This is a genomic window from Pyrinomonas methylaliphatogenes, assembly GCF_000820845.2.
GTDB classification, from domain to species: Bacteria; Acidobacteriota; Blastocatellia; order Pyrinomonadales; family Pyrinomonadaceae; genus Pyrinomonas; species Pyrinomonas methylaliphatogenes.
Genome location: NZ_CBXV010000008.1, coordinates 539,134 through 557,133 on the forward strand (window position 1 = coordinate 539,134; position 18,000 = coordinate 557,133).

Sequence of the window (18,000 nt, forward strand, 5' to 3'; positions counted from 1 at the left end):
CTCAGCCTGCGTAAACATGCGGGAATAGCTTCAGGTTGAGGATCTTGTTAATGGGGTATACAGTGGCAACCAGGTATACACTCACAATTCGCTTGGTCAGTTCAACCGAAGATCATTGCGAGCTTAGATTGGGGCGCGCACGCTTTCGTTTAGCCAACACAATTCGCTTGGTTAGTTCGACCGAAGATCATTGCGTCAAAGGAAAGGCCGGGCAGGCAGTTCGTCGCTGCTTTCCGAGGATCGATTCGGGTGGTCCGGCGCTACTGAGTTGACGCTCATGAGAAGCGATCTGTAAGCTTGAATGCTTCGGGCACTCTTCGATCTTGGGGATTGGCGGGAGCGGCGATGAAGTCAGATGAGGGCTTTGCAAACCGAGCCGATCGGCGACTGTCACGGCGTCAACGCCTCGTTTGGGTGCTTTCGCTCACCTGTCTCTATGCGTTTGCCGAAGCCATCGGCGGCTGGTGGACCGGCTCTCTCGCTCTGCTTGCGGATGCGGGCCACATGTTGACGGATATTGCGGCCATCGCGCTGGCGCTTTTCGCCGCGTGGTTCGGCGCGCGTCCGGCCAATTCGCGCAAGACTTACGGTTACTACCGTTTGGAGATCCTCGCGGCATTCATCAACGGCATCGCGCTTGTGCTCATCTCGATTTTGATCCTTTATGAGGCCTACAAGCGTTTCCTCTCCCCGCCGGAAGTCAAAGCTTCGGTGATGATCGCCATCGCTATCGGCGGACTCGTCACCAATCTCTTTTGTGCGTGGTTGTTGCATGGCGAGCATGAGCACGATTTGAACGTGCGCGGCGCTTGGCTTCACATCATCGGCGATGCGCTCGGATCCGTAGGAGCGATCATCGCCGGAGCGTTGATGTTGGCGCGCAATTGGTGGATCGCCGATCCGCTCTTTAGCATCTTGATTACGCTCCTGATCATTTGGAGCGCGTGGCGCTTGATTCGTGAGGCGACGGACGTATTGCTCGAAGGGACGCCGGCACACATAAATCTCGCGGCGGTCGAAGAGGCCATCCTTGAGACTGAAGGCGTCACCGACGTTCACGACCTTCACGTATGGACCATCACGTCCGGGCGTGAAGCGCTGAGCGCGCACGTCATTCATGCCGAGGGCATATCGCAACCTGAACTATTGAGAGCTTTGCGCGCGAAGTTGCGCACGCGCTTCGGCATAGATCACTTAACTATTCAGATGGAGACGATGGATTTCGACGACGAAACCTTGCGCTTCTGTCACGTGGACACCTCGTGTTTTCGCTCAACGCGCGATCAATAGCGATTTCAGATGGCGACGATAAGACTCCGTTACGGTCGTCAGGCGGTGGAATTCAACTACGATGAGGCGCGGTTCCAACTCCTCGCTCCATCCGCAGTTGAAGGACCGCTTACCGACGGTGAGATGAGCGCGCGGCTTGACCAACCTTTCGACGCGCAACCGCTCGAAGAGATCATCTCACCCGGCGAGAGCGTGCTCATCATCTTCGCCAACGTCACGCGCCTGAGCGCGAGCGGCGTCGTCGCGCAGATGCTCGTCCGTCGGTTGATCCAACTCGGGGTGGCGGCGCGCGACATTCGCGCGATCTTCGCTACGGGGATCGACCGTCGTTTGACGAAAGAGGAGAAGCGCGATCTGCTTTCGCCCTTCATTGCACAGCGGATCGCTGCGCTCGACCATGACCCTTTCGCCGAAGCGGCGCTCGTCAACTTAGGGGAGACGGAGCATCATCTTCCGATCGAGGTAAACCGCGCTTTGCTGGACCATTCGCACATCATCCTGACTGGTTCTGTCGCCTTCCATTCCGTCTTCGGTTTCACTGGCGGTCGCGAGCTGATCTGTCCGGGACTGTGCTCAGCGCGCACGATCGAGGCGCTGTATGAATCGGCTTTCGATGGCGCGACCGGGGAACGGCGCGCGGGCGTCGGGCCGGGCCTTCTCGATGGCAACGTCGCGCATGAGGAGTGCGAGCGCGTGGCGGCTGAGGTCGCGCCATCATTTCTGGCCTGCACGATCGTCGATGAGCGCGGGCGCCCCACGAGCTTTCACGCGGGCGATTGGCGCTTGGCGCATCGACACGCGTGCGCAGAGTATGCGACGCGCCATACGCTCGCCGTTGGCGAAAAACGCCCGCTCGTCATCGCAAGCTGTGGCGGCGATCCTTTCGACCTCAATTTAGCTGAAGCCTACGAAGCGCTGGAGATGGCCTCACGCCTTTGCATCGAAGGCGGAACGATCGTTCTGCTCGCCGAATGCAGCGAAGGTTTGGGCGCGTGCCGATGGATGCTACGCGCTTGGCAACGCAAGGCCGAGCGATATCGCATCTTCCTCATCTCTGACTTGAAGGAAGACGATGTGCGCCGGTTTGGCATTCGCACGGCAACATCTTTGGAGGAGGCGATGGCGCAAATCGAAGCGAAGCAAGAAGGGTTCATCGTTCCACATGGGGCGGCCTTCATGCCGATTATCGAAGCTCGAAGCGATCCGTCGAGCTGAAAACTCAGTCGGCATCCGATGGCACGTCAAAAGCGATCGCCGTTGGGAAAGCAGAGCCTGCCATCGAAACTGTCTCTCGGGGCCACGCAATCAAATTGCAATGAAAATTTCCGACATCCTTCCCCAACTCCCGCGACCGAATCGGGCATGATGAAAGGCGAAAAACGAGGGTCCATCCCTTAAACGCTCTGACTAAAGGGGGTGAAGTTTTCATGCTGCGAACGTTGACGCTCGTCTCCATTCTCTGTTTTGCTGGGAACACGATCGCTCAATCGACGCAAGCAAGCGCGTCCGCCAAGAGCACGACGGCCTTACAGCAAAGCAGGAGGACGATCAAGATCGCCTCTGGCACCCGCGTCGCCGCGCAACTTCAGCAAACGCTCGATGTGCGCAAGTTGAGAACTGGCGATCAAGTCGTCTTGAAGACCACGGAAGACATCAGATCAAATGGCGAGGTCGTCGCCAAGAAGGGCGCGCGCCTGATCGGGCGCGTCGTCGAAGTACAATCGAACGCGGGCGGCGCCGCCGAATCGCGCATTAAACTCCTCTTCGACCGTTTAGAAAGCGGAACCTTATCGGTTCCCATCACCGCGACGATCAATGCCATCACACAGGCCGAAGCGCAACCGGCAATGGCTGAAGGCAGAGCGGATATGAGCGTGCAAAGCCGCGGGGCGGTGCGCGCCAGCAGCTCCAACCCCGGATTGGTCGGCGGATTGGTCGGGACCGTTAGCAACGTCGCCGGCTCTGCAACGCAAACGGTCGGCGGCGTGGTCGGCGGGGCGACGAATGTCGTTGGACGCCAACTGAATGCGGTGCGCATCTCGACTGGCGCGACAGCCGAAGGCGGGACGACGCTTTCGCTCGCGGGCGGCGATCTGCGCTTGGAGAAAGGGACGGTCTTTCACTTGACGATCGAGGCGAAAGAGAATTGAGCTCACGTTTAAATGCTCTCACCCAGCCTTCGATCCGGCGAAACCGGATTGAAACTACCTTACAAACGCTTTCCGATCGAAGAGCTCTCGCGGTGGACTTAAATCCGGGAGCTCTTCGATCTTTCGGGCAACCGGCGTGTTGCTTGATTTCGCGCGCCAACGTAATATTGCCAAGTAGGCATGGAACGCGCGATCGAAAAGGAGATCATCACACGCCTTTGTGAGATAGTCGGGGAAGATCATGTCATCACGGAAGGGGAGAGGCTAGCGCCCTACGGACAAGATGCTCTCGGCGAACTCTTCCTGCCCGATCTCGTCGTCCTGCCGCGCACGACCGAAGAGGTGGCCGCCATCATGAAACTGGCTAACGAGAAGCTCTTGCCAGTGACGGCGCGCGGCGGTGGCGTCGGCTATACGGGCGGCGCCGTGCCCATCAAAGGCGGACTTGTCCTGAGCACCGAGCGGATGAACCGCATCAAAGAGATCAACTTCGACGATCTTTACGCGGTCGTCGAACCGGGGGTGCGCACCTATGAGTTGCAATGTGCGGTTGAAGCGCGCGGGCTATTTTATCCGCCCGATCCAGCTTCGTTTCGCGAATCCTTCATCGGCGGGAATATCGCTGAAAACGCCGGCGGCCCGCGTTCGATTAAATACGGCGTGACCAAACACTACGTGCTCGGACTGGAGATCGTCACGCCGACGGGCGAGGTCATTCGCGCCGGAGGGCGAACGACGAAGAACGTCGTTGGGTTCGATCTAGTCGGCTTGATCTGCGGTTCCGAAGGGTTGCTTGGCATCATCACGGAGGCGATCTTGCGCCTTCTGCCGCTGCCTGAAGCGAGGCGTACGGTGCGCGCTCTTTTTCGCACTATGCGCGAAGCCTGCGCCTGCGTCCCGCAGTTTGTCCGCGCCGCGCTCGTCCCAGCCGCGATCGAGGTTATGGATCGCCATTCCATTCGCGCCGTCAACGACGCCTTCTCCTTCGGCATCCCGGACGAGGCGGAAGCGTTACTGCTGGTCGAAGTTGACGGCAACCGAGACGAGGTGGAGCGCGAAGCGCGCATGGTCGAACGGATACTCCGCGAAAGCGGCGGATTCGATGTGCGGCGTGCAGAGACGGCTGAAGAGGAGAGAGAGCTTTGGGAAGTGCGCCGCGCTCTTTCCGACGCGATCAAACGATATGGGACGCTTAAGCTGAATAACGATGTCGTCGTCCCGCGCTCACGCATCCCGGAGTTGATCGAGCGCGTCGAACAGATCGCGCAGCGATACGAAATCTTCGTCGTCAATTTTGGCCACGCGGGCGATGGGAACATCCACGTCAACTTCATGTGCGACGGCGACGATCGCGAGGCCGTGCGGCGCGCGCGCGAAGCCGTGCGTGAGACTTTCGCCGCGGCCCTCGAACTGGGTGGGACGATCAGCGCCGAACACGGCATCGGTTACACCAAAGCGCCCTATCTCAGAATGGCGCTTAGCGAGCCGACCATCGAAACGATGAAACGCATCAAGCGCGCGCTCGATCCGAATTGGATCCTCAATCCCGGAAAGATGTTCAGCGACGACCGATGAGAATCTTCAAAAGATCCAGCATGTGGTCGGGGCTCTCATTGAAAGATGTTCAGCGACGACCGATGAGAATCCTCGACGGATTGATCAAGTTTCCGCTAGAAGCGCAGAGGTTGGAGCGACCGAGTGAAGATCTACTTGCTCTATATCGACAGCGTCGGCGCGCTCTTTTACAACGAGCGCGTCGAAGATTCGACCGACGATGCACGAAGAGAGCGGGCGCGCGCGTGGATCGAGCGCCAATACCGCCGTTTCCGAAAGAGCGTGCGAGCGGCTGAAAATGGGGTCGGGGCGAGATTTCGCCGGCTCGAACGATGGCTCGAAGGTCGAATCTCCCCCGAAGAGACTCTGCTGCGCAGATTACGTCACGCTTCGACGATCGAACTGGTTTACCCTTCGGCGATGGCAGAGGGCGAAGCGCAAAAGCTTTGGCGCGGTTATCTAGCGCGTCAAAGGAGGGCCCATCTCAAATGGTTCGTCATAGACCTTCTGATCGCCCCTTTGACTTTGCTCCTGATGCCGCTGCCCGGCCCGAACATCATCGGCTACTGGTTCATCTACCGCGCGCTCTGTCACCTTCTGGCGGTAATCGGAGCGCACTGCGCGATGAAGGCGCCTCTTGAATTGGTCGCCGCAGATATCCTCAACCCGAAAGCGAAGCAGGGAGATGAGGAATGGATGCGCGAACTCGCCGATGCGTGCGGATTGAAGGGGCTGCGACGATTCATCCGCCGCGCTAAACCTTTGCCGGCAAGCGGCGCGACTTGAGCGGATGAATGGGCCGGAAGGAAAAAAGGGAGCGCGACACATCGCGCTCCCTTAAAAATTTCACAGAATAGATGCGCTCACTCTACGAGCGTGAATTTGGCCGATGGCGTAAGCGATTGACCGGAGACGCGATCCTTGATGCGGATCTGCAGTTCGTATTCGCCGGGCAGCAGACCGCTCGTTGAGATCAGCTTGGCGAGCGTCAAACGCTGCCCCGCATCGCTCATCCCGTGCCAATCCTCGACCACTTTATTGACCTCTTTGCCGTCCTTCAGCAAAACATATTCGACATCGACCGATGGGCGCAACGTCATTTGATCTATGCCCGCGTTATAAACCTGCATGTAGATGCCGACCGGATCGCCGCGCCGGTAGATCCCTGAAACGTTCGGGATCACCTTGTTCTGTCCGATGACGAACTGCCCGACGGCAGGCTGATCGGTCAAACTCTGCAACTTGGCGGCCAGGACCAGCGTTGAGGTCGAGAGTTTCTGCGAATCGTATTTCGGCACGGTAAAACCTACGTGGCGCACGCCGGTCGCGCCAGAGTTGATGTCGCGCACGATGACATCGATCTTGTAGGTCCCCGGCGGAAGCGCTACCGCTTTTTGATAAGCCGACTTGCGATCCTTGAGCGCGACCAACTCTTCCGGCGTCGCCGTCGTCGTCACAGCGTCTTCGAAGACGCCGACGCGCCGCCCGGTCACCGAGGTGATGCGCCCGAAGATGTTCAATTGGGCAACTTGCGCGCCGCCGCTATCTTTGAAGACGAGGTCTTTGTTCTCCGTTTGGATCGTGAAAGCGGTGACGACGCGATCCTCGGACTGGCGGAAGAAATCGATCCGCATGTCGAAGTTGAGCGGATTATCCTCGACGACGGGCGTGTTGACCGCCGTCGCCAGATCGTTGAATTTGATCTGCGGCGGTTTCTCAAGATCGGCCAAGATCTGCAAGCGCGTGAAGGGATTGTCCTGCTCGCGCATGTAATCCATCGTGTTGAGCCCTGCGATGCGGTCGGCCTTGTTGGCCAATCCGAGCTGCTCGGCGAGCGTCAATCCCGCGCCCGGCACGTAGAGCAGAGCATCCTTTTCATTCGGCGAACGGGCGATGTGATATTCGCCAGTGCCTGTCGGATCGACGAATTCGATCTCGATCCCGGAGCCGACGCCTGGGATGTAGCGATAGAACCAGATTTCAAACGGATAGGTGGTCGTCTCGCCACCGCCCTCGTAGTAAGGACGCTGATATGGTCCACCCATCGGGTGGGATTCGATCTCGTCCGGCTTGCCGAATTTTATGTAGATTCGTCCCCGATCGGTCTTCCAGCCCGGGATGCCCGAGGTGAAATGCTCATTCGCGTAAGCGATCCGTTCGTAATACTCTTCTTTGAACTCATTCTCTTCCGTGTCCGGATCGGGGTCGCGCCGCCGCCAGAAAGCTTCGATGAACTGTTCGCGCTCTTCATCGGTCTGAAGTTTCAAGAAAGCCTTGCGCTCCTCATCGGTGATGATGTAGGCGACGTCCTCTTCGAGCCATTTTTTATAGACCTTTTTAAGTTCCGGCTTGACGTTTCGCGGGCGCTCTTCGACCGGCGTTTGGTTTTGCTCGCCCTTTTTGTTTTGCGCCAAGGCAGGAGGGAACGCCAACGAGAAGATCAAAGCCCACAATACCACACGGGACAGCTTGCCAATCATCGCTCTGCTCCTCACCTCCGTAGGTTGTCGGCGCCAGCCTCGGGGCCGTCAATGCGTCAGCGCGAAGGATCTCGCCTATTTTGGATGCATCGACCTTTCAGTTCGGCGGAAAAAATTTTATGACCTCGCTCGAGATCGCGTCAAGAAAGCGGCCTCACTCGGTCGTGCGCTTCTTCCCGAAGAGCCACGCGACGAAGATCGAAACGATGTAAAGCAAGATCATCGGCGCGGCAAAGAGCATCATGTTCGGAACGTCATTGGTCGGCGAAAGCACGGCTGCCGCGATCAGAATGACGATCAAGGCCGGGCGCCAAATGCGCACCAGAAGACCGGCGGAGACCAGCCCGATCCGGGCCAGGACATAGGTGATGGCCGGCATCTGAAAGATGACGCCCATGCCTAACATCACGAGGATGATGAAATCGAAATAATCCGTCGCGCGCAACAGCAAGCGGAAATCTTGCCCCAACCCGAGGAGATAGGTCGCCGCCGGCGGGAAGATGACGTAGTAAGCGAAAGCTGCGCCGATGACGAACGAGATCGTCGAAAGCAGGATGAAGGGCAACGCATAAGCGCGTTCATGCGGATAGAGACCGGGCGAGACGAACGCCCAGATCTGCCACAGGATGAAAGGGACCGACAGACAGATCGCCGCATAGAGCGAGACCTTGACGTAGAGCGAGAAGGGCTCCATCGCCGTTGTAACGATCAACTTGTCATCGATGCCGGGGAGCGAACGCGCATCGAGTTCGATGGGCAACCGCACGCCCCTCGGGATCACCGTCGCTCCGGCGATGATCGGCTCATCCGTGAAGAGACCGATCTGACCTTTCGCATCGCGCGCGACGCGCGCCTGAACCGCCGTTCCCGCCGGGATCACGCTCGTCCCCAGCCTCGTCGTTTCGGCGAAGACGTATCGCCCGACATCGCCTTCTTTTAACGAATCGAGCGGAAGGATTTTCTCTCCACCGGTCAATCCGCCGAGGGGAAGTTGCCGCTCTTGCGCCTCAGCGAGGGCCTGCCGGATCGGGATGGCGAGGAAGTTGTAGATGTGATCTGAGACGAACCAGCAGAAGATGAATGAAACGAAGACGAATGCGATCGAGTAGATGATTCGGCGGCGCAACTCCTCGAGATGTTCGAGAAAAGACATCTGCCCGCCGAGCTCTCCCTCGCGCTCCCCTTCGATCTCCGGTCGCGATATGGTCGAAATCATATACGAACGCACCGATAATCAGGCGCCCCAGGCCACCCTCTTTCCGCTGAGACGGACGTTCATAGCCAATCACGCTTCTCCGTTCCGCTCGACTTTTCCGGTTCGCTAGCGAGCGGCGACGATGAGCGCGCCACCGTATTATCCGCAGGCGCGACCTGCGGCTCGAGGGGCGAAACGGACTGATCCGCCTGCGGCTCTTCCGGTATCATAGCGCGCGAGACTTCCGCTTCACGCTCGATCCGCTCGCGCTCGACCTCCATCTCCCACGTGCGTTTGAAATCCTCCGACGCGCGCTTAAATTCGCTCAGGCTACGCCCCAGGGAGCGCCCGAGCTCCGGCAACCGTCGCGGACCGAACAGTATGAGCGCCACGACGAGTATGACGAGCAACTCCGTCGTCCCTAGGAATTCGAAGATCAGCAGGAACATCCCTATCCTCCAATCAATTTTGCGTTCACGCGCATTAGACTAGGCCCGCCACTGACCAAACCGCAGCATGCGTTGCGATGAAGAGGATTTAATCTCCTTCGTTCGCTGATCTTTTCAGCGAATCATCTTTGATGCGCGGTTCACCCTCGCGCTTTGCTCCGACCCACGGCCTTCCGTAACGCTCCTCGAAGACGATCTCGCGCAACGGCAACCGCCCCGGATAGGGTTTCTCTTCCCCCTTCATGCGCCCGATGGCTAGCAACCCGACGATCTCCGCCTCTTCCGGAATATCGAACTCGCGCCGCACGCCCTCGACGTCGAACCCTTCCAACAGGACCGTGTCAAAACCATAAGCCTCGGCGACGAGCATCATGGTTGTAAGCGCGATGGCCGTTTGTCGCGTCACCCAAACGTCGGTGCGCGTCTGCTCAAGATCTTGGATGGCTTGCGCGACTTTTCGTTCGACCTCGTCGAGACGGCCCGCTCCGCGTCGCGCCCCCTCGCGAAAGATCCGCTCGGCATCCTTGCGCCAACTGCCCTTCAACCCAAGAGCGATGATGACCACGGGCGCTTCGCCGATCTTCGCCTGATTGAAAGCGACGCGCTGAAGACGCGCGCGATTGGCACGATCGCGCACGACGATGAAACGCCAAGGTTGAAGATTATAGCCCGATGGAGCCTGCGCCCCGAATCTGAGGATGGCCTCGAGCACCTCGGCGGGCACCTCATCCGAGGCGAAGCTAACGGTGGCGCGCCGGTCCAGTAAAACCTGCGTGATCGGCTTGAGAGGCGAACCGTCCGGTCGAGTTGCGGGGAAGTCTGCGGGCGGTTCGTCCATCTCGAAACCCTCTACCTTTTCGGGCGAAGGCGTCTTCATCGCAGACGATTGTAGCGCGTCGCTTGGGCAGCGTAAAACCGACGGCTGAAAAATCCAAAGGCGAGCGCAAAATGTTCAAAGGTTGGAAGATCTCGCGTGGATGCGCCGCTACGTGATCGTAACCATCCAAAGGCGAGCGCAAGATGGGCAGAAGGTTGGAAGGGAGCGTCGCTAAGGTCGAAACGGATTTAATCGCGTCCTTTGACTATGATGTCGCGCGCGCCCTCCGCCAACTGAATAGCGTCGAAACGGATTTAATAACTTCGTGTCCTTTGACGCCAGAGCGTGCCCTGAATGTCCGCGGCAACAGCGCGCGTCGAAACGGATTTAATAACTTCGTGTCCTTTGACGGCATCGGTGAATGGCTTTATGCTGTGGAGCGTTCGGAGAGAGCTATGGCCGCACGCACGCCGCGCATCGCCTCGCTACTGCCATCAGCGACGGAGATCGTCTGCGCGCTCGGACTCGCTGACGCGCTGGTAGGGATCACGCACGAGTGCGATTATCCGCCCGCGATCGCATCAAAACCGCGCCTGACGTCAAGTCGCATCTCGCACCAAACGATGTCGAGCGCGGAGATAGATCACGCTGTCCGTTCGCAATTGGATGGACACGGCTCGATCTACGACCTCAACGAGGAGCTGTTGCGCGAGCTTAAGCCCGATCTGATCTTGACACAAGAGCTATGTGATGTCTGCGCCGTCAGCTACAAGACGGTCAGCCGCGCGGCGCGCATGTTCGAGAGCGAGGTGCGCGTCGTGTCACTGGAGCCCAATACGATCTCCGACATCTTCGACAACATCCTCACCGTCGGACGCCTCGCCGGTAAAGAGGATGAAGCGATGCGCGTGGTCCAGGAGTTGACCGCACGGCTTGACGCGCTGAAAACGCGCGTCGCCCATCTAGCGCGCCCGCGCGCGCTGTTGCTCGAATGGCTCGAACCGCCATTTGCGCCGGGGCATTGGGTGCCGGAGCAGATCGAATTTGCCGGCGGCGATCCGTCCTTCGGTTTCAAAGGATCGCCTTCGCGCGTGACGACCGCCGAGGAGATCAAAGCCTACGATCCTGAGAAGATCGTCCTCATCCCGTGCGGCTACTACAGGGAAGACATTTTCGCCGCCCTCGAAAAGGCGCGATTGCCCAAGGGCTGGCGCGAACTTTGCGCCGTCAAGCGCGGCGAGGTGTGGGCGACCGACGCCACAGCTTATTTCAGCCGCCCTGGACCGCGCGTGGTCCGCGGGGCGGAGATCCTAGCGCGTATCTTTCACCCAGAGATATTTGGCCCACCGGACGAAGAGGAGGCGGTGCGAGTCCCCGCCGCATTGATGCGCGAGTGATCTTGCGCTGACCTACCCTTACGCGGAAGATCGATTCGGATCAGACGCTTTTGCGGATCGAAAAGGAGGCGGAAAGGGCGCAGCGCCTCACGGCCCAACAGGATAGGCGTCTGCTCGTCAGCATCGACGATCAAATCCGTCGGCACGTTGCGCAAAACTAGCGATCCGAGTTCTAAAGTCATCGGAGCGAGCCGCAGGACGCGCGCCTCGCGCGGCGCATCAATTACAATCCCCATCGCCCTCGCCGCAACCCGGCTCAAAGCCAAGCCGAATCTCGAACCGGTATCGAGCAGGGCCGGTCGCCCGTCTGCGAGCTGAACGAATGGACGCCTCCCCTCGCGATCAGGTAACCAGCGCAAGATCGTCGCCTCCGTCCCGCCGCTTTCGATCGCCTCTCTCCGCGGGTCGAAAGCTCCCAACTCGTCGCGCGGCATGTCGATGATGTAACCCAAGGGCCAATAGCCTTCTGTCGGATCGAGCAATCCGTCAACGCCTTCAGGAAGCGCAGCGATGATCGTCGTCCCTTGCGCCGGCAACCGATTATCTGGATCGCCAACAGCTAAACTGCGCAATCGCGCGTATTCGCCGAAGATGCTTCTCCGACCATCGAACCACGCGATCTTGACTCGCCGTCCCATCCGCGCGACCTGCGCTTCGGATGCCACACGCGGGGAGAGGATGATCGCTCCGGCCCCTGTATCCAAAGCGAAGGTGTATGGGCCGACGCCATTGACCCAAGCTTGCAGCAGAAGGCCGCGCGCGCGCGTTTCGCGAAAGCGCACGGGGCGCGGCAGCGGGGCCTGAGGGATTGGCGCCCGATGAGAAAAAATGGCAGCTCCGATGTGCGGAGCTGCCCCAATGAAAGTGACAAGAAGGAGGAGGCTAAAAATGAAGGCTAACGTTTGTCTCTTCACGGTCCTTCGCTTCTCACGACGCTGGTTGCACGGCTAACTGTGACCATCATCGATCGTCGCGCTTGCGCAGCTTATACGTGTAGAGCGCTGAGCCACCTGCTCCCGCTAAAGCGCCGATCAACGCGCCCTTCTTGCCACCGATCGCGCCTCCAACGGCAGCACCGACGCCCGTGCCGATCGCAACCGTCAGCTTATCCCGATGCTTGTCCCAAAACGAGCGATTATCGCGCCGATAGTCGTAATAAACGCGCCGCGAAGAGCTGACCGGGACGCTACGGTAAACGATCCGCTCGGATCGCGTAGCGCCAACTGCACTTCTCGGTTGCTCGACCGTTTCGCGGCCCATGCGGAACCCCTCGGCGAAACCATCGCGATAAGCCGCTTGCTCGGGCGTGAGCGCCTCCGCCCCCTGCTGATCAGTCGTTTGCGGCGTGGCCTGCGGTGTAGGTTGCGGCGTAGACGTAGCTGCAACCACGGGCTCGCTCGCCTTCGGAGCGGTCGAACGCGAAACGAGCGCCCCAACCGATCCGCCTAGAAGCGCCGCCGCCAACCCGATCGCCAGAATCTTGCTGTTATTGGTCGCAAACATTGTTCCCTTCTCCCTCGAAAAGCTCTGTCTTCGGAATCCAAGACTCCTCGCCCTTCTGTGGTGCAATTGCCGTACCTCTCGCCCCGCATGTAAACCCTTGTCTCGCCGAATCGCCTACATTTTCCCGATTTAGCCTCTTCTCTTAAAGGCCTCTAGCGAGAAATAATCACCCCGCAACGCGATCGCAATAAACCGAAGAGCCTGCGAGTGAGCCAAACTGCACGAAAACGTCGATCAACAACACCAAATCATCCTCGCGCAACCCGGCCTAAGATGGATTAGCCAAACCGTCAAGCGCCGTGAGCGCAAAGATCGCCAACTTAATCAGCAACCCCAAGATGGACCTGTTAAACCGTCAGGCGCCGGTCGCGGCGAACGGAGTTGGAAAGAGTCAGAAGCAAGAGTTATAATTTCATTACCGCTTTTTATCGCTGGGTTTCCGGGGGGCAACGTGTCCGGCGCGCGTCTGAAAGCTTTCCATCTCGCCCGCAGACTCGACGGAGTCGGGTTTTCCGACATCGTGAAGATACGCAATCGCATCATGGAACTGCGCGCGCAAGGGGCGCGAGTTTTTCAATTCGAGGGCGGCGAACCTTTTCTCAACACGCCGGAACACATCAAGGAGGCGATGATGCGCGCATTGCGCGAGAACAAGACGCGCTATGCGCCTTCGTCCGGCATCCCGGAGCTTCGCGCCGCGATCGCCGAGAAGGTGCGCACGCGCAACCGCATCCCGGCGCGCGAAGAGGATGTGATCGTCTTGAACGGCGGGATGCAGGGGCTTTTCGGTGCGTTTCAATCGGTGGTCGATCCCGGGGATGAGGTGCTGGTCTTTTCGCCCTACTGGACGCCGATCAAGGATCTGATCGCGCATTGCCAAGGCGTGACGGTGCTCGTGCCAACGGCGGAAGCCAGACGCGAAGGATTTGCGGCGACGCTCGCGCGTTACGCGAGTCCACGGACGCGCGCCATCTACTACAACACGCCGCAGAATCCGACTGGCGTGGTTTTTACGCGCGCCGAAGCGGAGGAGGTCGCGCGTTTCGCCACGGAGCGCGATCTGATCGTCATCGCCGATGAAGCTTACGAAGATCTGGTCTACGACGGCGAACACGTCTCCATCGCTTCATTGGATGGCATGTTCGAGCGGACCATCACTTCATTCACGCTCTCGAAATCATACGCAATGACCGGCTGGCGCGTCGGCTATGCGGTGGCGACTGAGCCTTGGATGACTGGCTTGCGCAAGACCACGCTCTATTCGACCAATGGCGTTTCGACCCCTTCGCAGTGGGCCGCGGTTGCGGCGCTCGCGACGCCGGTCTCATTCTTCGACGAGATCCGCGCCGAATACCGCCGGCGGCGCGATCTTCTCGTCGCCGGATTGAACGAACTCGGTTTCCATTGCGAAGCTCCTGCGGGAGCCTTCTACGCTTTTCCAGACGTCTCGCGCCTCGGCCTGGACAGCCGCGCGGCAGCCGATCACCTGTTGGAGAGAGCGCAAGTGGCGACCGTGCCGGGCGTCGTCTTCGGCGAGCACGGCGAAGGTCATTTGCGTTTTTCGTTCTCGACCTCGATCGAGACGATCGAACAAGGACTCGATTCGCTACGCCGCAATCTTTAGCGCTCAGCCTTTCGTCAGACGAGCGGAGACCTCATCGCAACTTCCCTGCACGAGACCTTCGCGAGCCGAAGAGGTTAATCGTTCCCTCTTTCAAGCAGCATGAACTCTTCTGACTGAATCGCGATGCACTTTTCCCTAGGTTGCCGCATCGCCGCTTGCCTTTCAAGCGGCGCGAACTCTTCTGACTGAATCGCGGCCAGATCGTTTCCCATTGTACCCGCGCAACCGCTCGACATCGCGAAGCGGCGGGAGCCCGAAGAGCTTCTTGTACTCGCGATTGAAGTGTGAAGGATCGTTGTAGCCGACCTTGAAACCGGCGCTTGCCGCGTCCAGACCTTCATGAAGCATGAGTCGGCGAGCCTCTTGAAGCCGTATCCGCTTCTGAAATTGCAAGGGGCTCATGGCGGTGACGGCTTTGAAGTGATGATGGAGACCAGACACGCTCATCCCGACCTCGCGTGCGATCTCATCGATGCGAAGCGGCTGATCGAAATTTCGCCTCAGCAGTTCGATGGCCCGAGCTATGGGCGAAGTGTAGCCGCGCAAGATGGCGATGTGGCGAAGCCTATCGCCCTGCTTTCCCCTCAGGAGCCGATAGATGATCTCCCGCTTGATCAGCGGCGCGATGAAAGAGGCTTCTTCTGGGTGGTCCAGCAATCTGACGAGCCGCACTACGGCATCAAGCAGACCCGCATCCAGCGGACTGACATCAAACGCTTTTGCATCCACAGGCGATGAGGAGACGGCATGGCCCGATTCGATCATGACTGACCCGACGAGCGACGGATCCAGTCTCAGCACGAGGCTCAAATAAGGCCGCTCCTTGGACGCCTCGACGATCCTGCTGACGATGGGCAGTTCGACCGTGCCGAGGCAGTAATGATAAGGATCGTACCGGTAGCGCTCCGTGCCCAAATAGACCTCTTTGCTGCCTTGCGCGATCACGCAAAAGGTTGGATCGGACACGCCCGGAAGAGGTTCGGTGGGTGAAGAGGCGCGATAGAGACGCAGTCCGGCTAATGGTTCGATCAATCCATCTTCGGGGACGGCCCGCGCGATGCGTTCCAACAACTCTTCTCGATATGACTTCATCCGCTGCGTTTCGCGATTCGGCAATTGAATGGCCTTTGTGCCCATAGGCGAACTCATCTTTGGCGTCGCGCGCCTCGAAAATCTGCAGAATAGTTCAATTACTTTGGACGATCATTCTATCACCTTCTGCCGCCTCCCCGATATATTGAACGGCGACTGACGGAAAGGAGGAGAAGGGATGCGGAAACGCAGACTCGGTAGAAGCGATCTGGAAGTTTCGGCCATCGGACTCGGCTGCATGGGAATGAGTTATGGGTATGGTCCACCTATGGACAAGCAAGAGGCGATCTCGCTCATCCGAACCGCCGTCGAACGCGGCGTCACTTTCTTCGATACGGCTGAAGTCTACGGTCCTTTCACCAACGAGGAGCTTGTCGGCGAAGCCCTCGCTCCGTTCCGCGATCAAGTCGTGATCGCCACCAAATTCGGATTCGACATCAGCCCGAACTCCGATCCCCGCGGCATGCGAGGTAGACCGGCATTGAACAGTCGGCCAGAGCACATCAGGCAGGCCGTCGAAGGCTCGCTCAAACGGCTCAAGGTCGAAACCATTGATCTGCTCTATCAGCATCGGGTTGATCCGAACGTGCCTATAGAAGATGTGGCGGGGACGGTGAAGGAGTTAATCCAAGAGGGGAAGGTCAAGCACTTCGGCCTTTCGGAAGCGGGCGCGCAGACGATCCGCCGCGCGCACGCCGTCTGTCCAGTCACCGCTATTCAGAGCGAGTACTCGTTATGGTGGCGGCGTCCGGAGCAGGAACTCTTCTCAACGCTTGAAGAACTCGGCATCGGCTTTGTGGCCTTCAGCCCGCTAGGCAAGGGCTTTTTGACGGGCAAGATTGACGAGAACACGCAACTCGACAAGAACGATTTCCGCAGCACCATTCCGCGCTTCAGCCCGGAGAACCGGAAAGCGAACCGCGCTCTGGTTGAGCTGATCGGCAAAGTCGCCGAGCGAAAGGGGGCGACTCCAGCGCAGATCGCGCTCGCCTGGGTGCTCGCGCAGAAGCCTTGGATCGTGCCGATTCCGGGGACGACGAAGCTCCATCGCCTCGAAGAGAACTTGGGAGCTGCCCAGGTGGAACTTACGGCGGACGATCTGCGCGAAATCGAAGAGGCCGCGTCGAAGATTCAGATACAAGGCGCTCGCTACCCGGAAGAGCTGGAGCGAATGACCTATCTCTGAGCGATGCGCGACGCGATAAGGGGAGAGGCCATATGGCGGAGCTGTCCGAATGGGCCGATTTCTATGTGATCGTCGGATCGGCGACGGGCGCTTTGATCGGGTTACAGTTCGTCGTCATGACGTTGATCGCCAACAGAGCGGACTACGTGCCGCCGGAAGCCGGAGCCGCTTTCACGACGCCGAGCGTCGTCCATTTCGCCGTCGCGCTTCTGCTCTCGGCGGTGGCGAGCGCGCCATGGCATGGGAGAAAAGCGCTAACAATCTGCTGGGGCGTGATCGGTTTCAGCGGGCTCATCTACACCATCATCGTGGCTCGGCGCATGAGAGTCCAAAAAGTCTACCGGCCCGTCTGCGAAGATTGGCTTTTTCATGCCCTGCTCCCATTTGCAGCCTATGCGCTGCTCGTCGGAGCGGCGGTCGCCACCCGCTTCATTTTGCGCTCGGCTTTGTTTGCCGTCGGCTTGAGCGCGTTGCTGCTGCTCTTCATCGGCATTCACAACGCTTGGGATACGGTGACGTATCACGTCTTCGAGAAGCGGCAAAAAAGACCCTAAAGGGGCATTACGCGAAGAGGCTCTTCAGCGATGCGGTGGACCGGCATCAGGGCTGAAGTTTTTGCGAGGCGCCATTCGAGAGGATGAGCGCGCTTCGCGCTCTGAGATCGTTCGATTGAAACTCGAAGAAGCGATCGGCAAGAGTGGAGGGGGTAAAGCATGGAGATCAGAAGAGCTGATTCACGACCTTCCAGCAAAGGGCCGGATGAATACTTTACCGGTTCGGTGCGCATAGATCCGTTGATCGAAGCGCCCGATCCGGCGCGCGTGCGCGCTTCCAGCGTCACGTTCGAGCCGGGCGCTCGAACCGCCTGGCACACCCATCCGCTGGGCCAGACATTGATCGTCACGGCGGGCCGCGGATGGGTGCAAGAGTGGGGCGGCCCCAAGAAGGAGATCGGGCCGGGAGATGTGGTTTGGATTCCGCCCGGCGTCAAGCACTGGCACGGCGCCACTTCGACCACTCAGATGACGCACATCGCCATTCAAGAAGCCTTCGAGGGCAAAGCGGTTGAGTGGTTGGAGAAGGTGAGCGATGAGGAATACGACGCATAGCGGGGCTGGGCGATCTTCGCCGTCTTAGCGATGCGCGCGTTGGGAAAGCTTCTCGATCCAGAGATCGGCGAGTTCTCCAGACGCCGACGCTCGCTGTAATGACTGATCGCGTGCGGAGAGTCGTCGCAGGCGTTTGCTCGCTTCTCGCCCGCTG

The 18,000-nt window shown here is 59.2% G+C and carries 17 protein-coding genes; 10 read left to right on the plus strand and 7 right to left on the minus strand.

The features are described from left to right. The first annotated feature begins 345 nt into the window (after positions 1-345). The 5 genes from PYK22_RS13540 (at position 346) to PYK22_RS16945 (ending at position 5,780) form a co-directional block, all read left to right on the plus strand. A complete protein-coding gene (locus tag PYK22_RS13540; RefSeq protein ID WP_041978093.1) occupies positions 346-1,290 on the plus strand; it encodes a cation diffusion facilitator family transporter in 945 nt (314 codons plus the stop codon). Between the two features lie 9 nt (positions 1,291-1,299). Then, positions 1,300-2,505: a lactate racemase domain-containing protein gene (locus tag PYK22_RS13545; protein WP_041978094.1), complete on the plus strand. Its 1,206-nt coding sequence runs from the start codon at positions 1,300-1,302 to the stop codon at positions 2,503-2,505. Positions 2,506-2,717: 212 nt separating this feature from the next. Then, positions 2,718-3,440 (plus strand): hypothetical protein, encoded by a 723-nt coding sequence (locus tag PYK22_RS13550; RefSeq protein WP_041978097.1) that lies wholly within the window; start codon positions 2,718-2,720, stop codon positions 3,438-3,440. 180 nt (positions 3,441-3,620) lie between these two features. After that, positions 3,621-5,015: an FAD-binding oxidoreductase gene (locus PYK22_RS13555; RefSeq protein WP_041978099.1), complete on the plus strand. Its 1,395-nt coding sequence runs from the start codon at positions 3,621-3,623 to the stop codon at positions 5,013-5,015. A gap of 123 nt (positions 5,016-5,138) precedes the next feature. Further along, positions 5,139-5,780, plus strand: a complete 642-nt coding sequence (locus PYK22_RS16945; protein WP_060635680.1) for a hypothetical protein — start codon at positions 5,139-5,141, stop codon at positions 5,778-5,780. Between the two features lie 77 nt (positions 5,781-5,857). Here PYK22_RS16945 and PYK22_RS13565 read toward each other — a convergent pair whose 3' ends face one another. The 4 genes from PYK22_RS13565 to PYK22_RS13580 all read right to left on the minus strand — a co-directional run bounded on the left by PYK22_RS13565 (position 5,858) and on the right by PYK22_RS13580 (position 9,995). After that, on the minus strand, positions 5,858-7,474 hold the full coding sequence (locus tag PYK22_RS13565) for a GWxTD domain-containing protein (RefSeq protein ID WP_083437929.1): 1,617 nt from the start codon (positions 7,472-7,474) through the stop codon (positions 5,858-5,860). Positions 7,475-7,628: 154 nt separating this feature from the next. Continuing rightward, positions 7,629-8,690, minus strand: a complete 1,062-nt coding sequence (gene tatC, locus PYK22_RS16950) for a twin-arginine translocase subunit TatC (RefSeq protein WP_060635682.1) — start codon at positions 8,688-8,690, stop codon at positions 7,629-7,631. A 59-nt stretch (positions 8,691-8,749) separates the two neighbouring features. After that, on the minus strand, positions 8,750-9,118 hold the full coding sequence (gene tatA, locus PYK22_RS18255; protein ID WP_060635683.1) for a twin-arginine translocase TatA/TatE family subunit: 369 nt from the start codon (positions 9,116-9,118) through the stop codon (positions 8,750-8,752). Between the two features lie 88 nt (positions 9,119-9,206). Beyond that, the gene (locus PYK22_RS13580; RefSeq protein WP_060635684.1) at positions 9,207-9,995 is read right to left on the minus strand and encodes a nitroreductase family protein; all 789 of its coding nucleotides are present in this window, start codon (positions 9,993-9,995) and stop codon (positions 9,207-9,209) included. A 143-nt stretch (positions 9,996-10,138) separates the two neighbouring features. Here PYK22_RS13580 and PYK22_RS13585 point away from each other — a divergent pair, with 143 nt between their 5' ends. Then, positions 10,139-11,332 carry a cobalamin-binding protein gene (locus PYK22_RS13585; protein ID WP_211197708.1) on the plus strand — a complete coding sequence of 398 codons (1,194 nt, stop codon included), beginning with the start codon at positions 10,139-10,141 and terminating at the stop codon, positions 11,330-11,332. On the opposite strand, the gene PYK22_RS13590 is transcribed toward PYK22_RS13585, so the two are convergent. Both PYK22_RS13590 and PYK22_RS13595 read right to left on the minus strand, forming a co-directional pair. After that, positions 11,260-12,114 carry an aspartyl protease family protein gene (locus tag PYK22_RS13590; RefSeq protein WP_041978101.1) on the minus strand — a complete coding sequence of 285 codons (855 nt, stop codon included), beginning with the start codon at positions 12,112-12,114 and terminating at the stop codon, positions 11,260-11,262. The genes PYK22_RS13585 and PYK22_RS13590 overlap by 73 nt on opposite strands. Before the next feature lie 178 nt (positions 12,115-12,292). Next, positions 12,293-12,835 (minus strand): hypothetical protein, encoded by a 543-nt coding sequence (locus tag PYK22_RS13595; protein WP_041978103.1) that lies wholly within the window; start codon positions 12,833-12,835, stop codon positions 12,293-12,295. A gap of 451 nt (positions 12,836-13,286) precedes the next feature. Between PYK22_RS13595 and PYK22_RS13600 the strand changes: the two genes are divergently transcribed. Next, the gene (locus PYK22_RS13600) at positions 13,287-14,459 is read left to right on the plus strand and encodes a pyridoxal phosphate-dependent aminotransferase (protein WP_060635685.1); all 1,173 of its coding nucleotides are present in this window, start codon (positions 13,287-13,289) and stop codon (positions 14,457-14,459) included. 162 nt (positions 14,460-14,621) lie between these two features. Here the strand turns inward: PYK22_RS13600 and PYK22_RS13605 are convergent, their stop codons facing one another. Beyond that, positions 14,622-15,596 (minus strand): AraC family transcriptional regulator, encoded by a 975-nt coding sequence (locus PYK22_RS13605; RefSeq protein WP_041978105.1) that lies wholly within the window; start codon positions 15,594-15,596, stop codon positions 14,622-14,624. A gap of 133 nt (positions 15,597-15,729) precedes the next feature. Between PYK22_RS13605 and PYK22_RS13610 the strand changes: the two genes are divergently transcribed. The 3 genes from PYK22_RS13610 (at position 15,730) to PYK22_RS13620 (ending at position 17,846) form a co-directional block, all read left to right on the plus strand. Further along, positions 15,730-16,737 (plus strand): aldo/keto reductase, encoded by a 1,008-nt coding sequence (locus PYK22_RS13610; RefSeq protein WP_041978107.1) that lies wholly within the window; start codon positions 15,730-15,732, stop codon positions 16,735-16,737. Positions 16,738-16,769: 32 nt separating this feature from the next. Next, positions 16,770-17,291, plus strand: a complete 522-nt coding sequence (locus PYK22_RS13615) for a hypothetical protein (RefSeq protein WP_041978109.1) — start codon at positions 16,770-16,772, stop codon at positions 17,289-17,291. A gap of 159 nt (positions 17,292-17,450) precedes the next feature. Further along, positions 17,451-17,846: a (R)-mandelonitrile lyase gene (locus PYK22_RS13620; protein ID WP_041978111.1), complete on the plus strand. Its 396-nt coding sequence runs from the start codon at positions 17,451-17,453 to the stop codon at positions 17,844-17,846. Positions 17,847-18,000 lie beyond the last annotated feature (154 nt).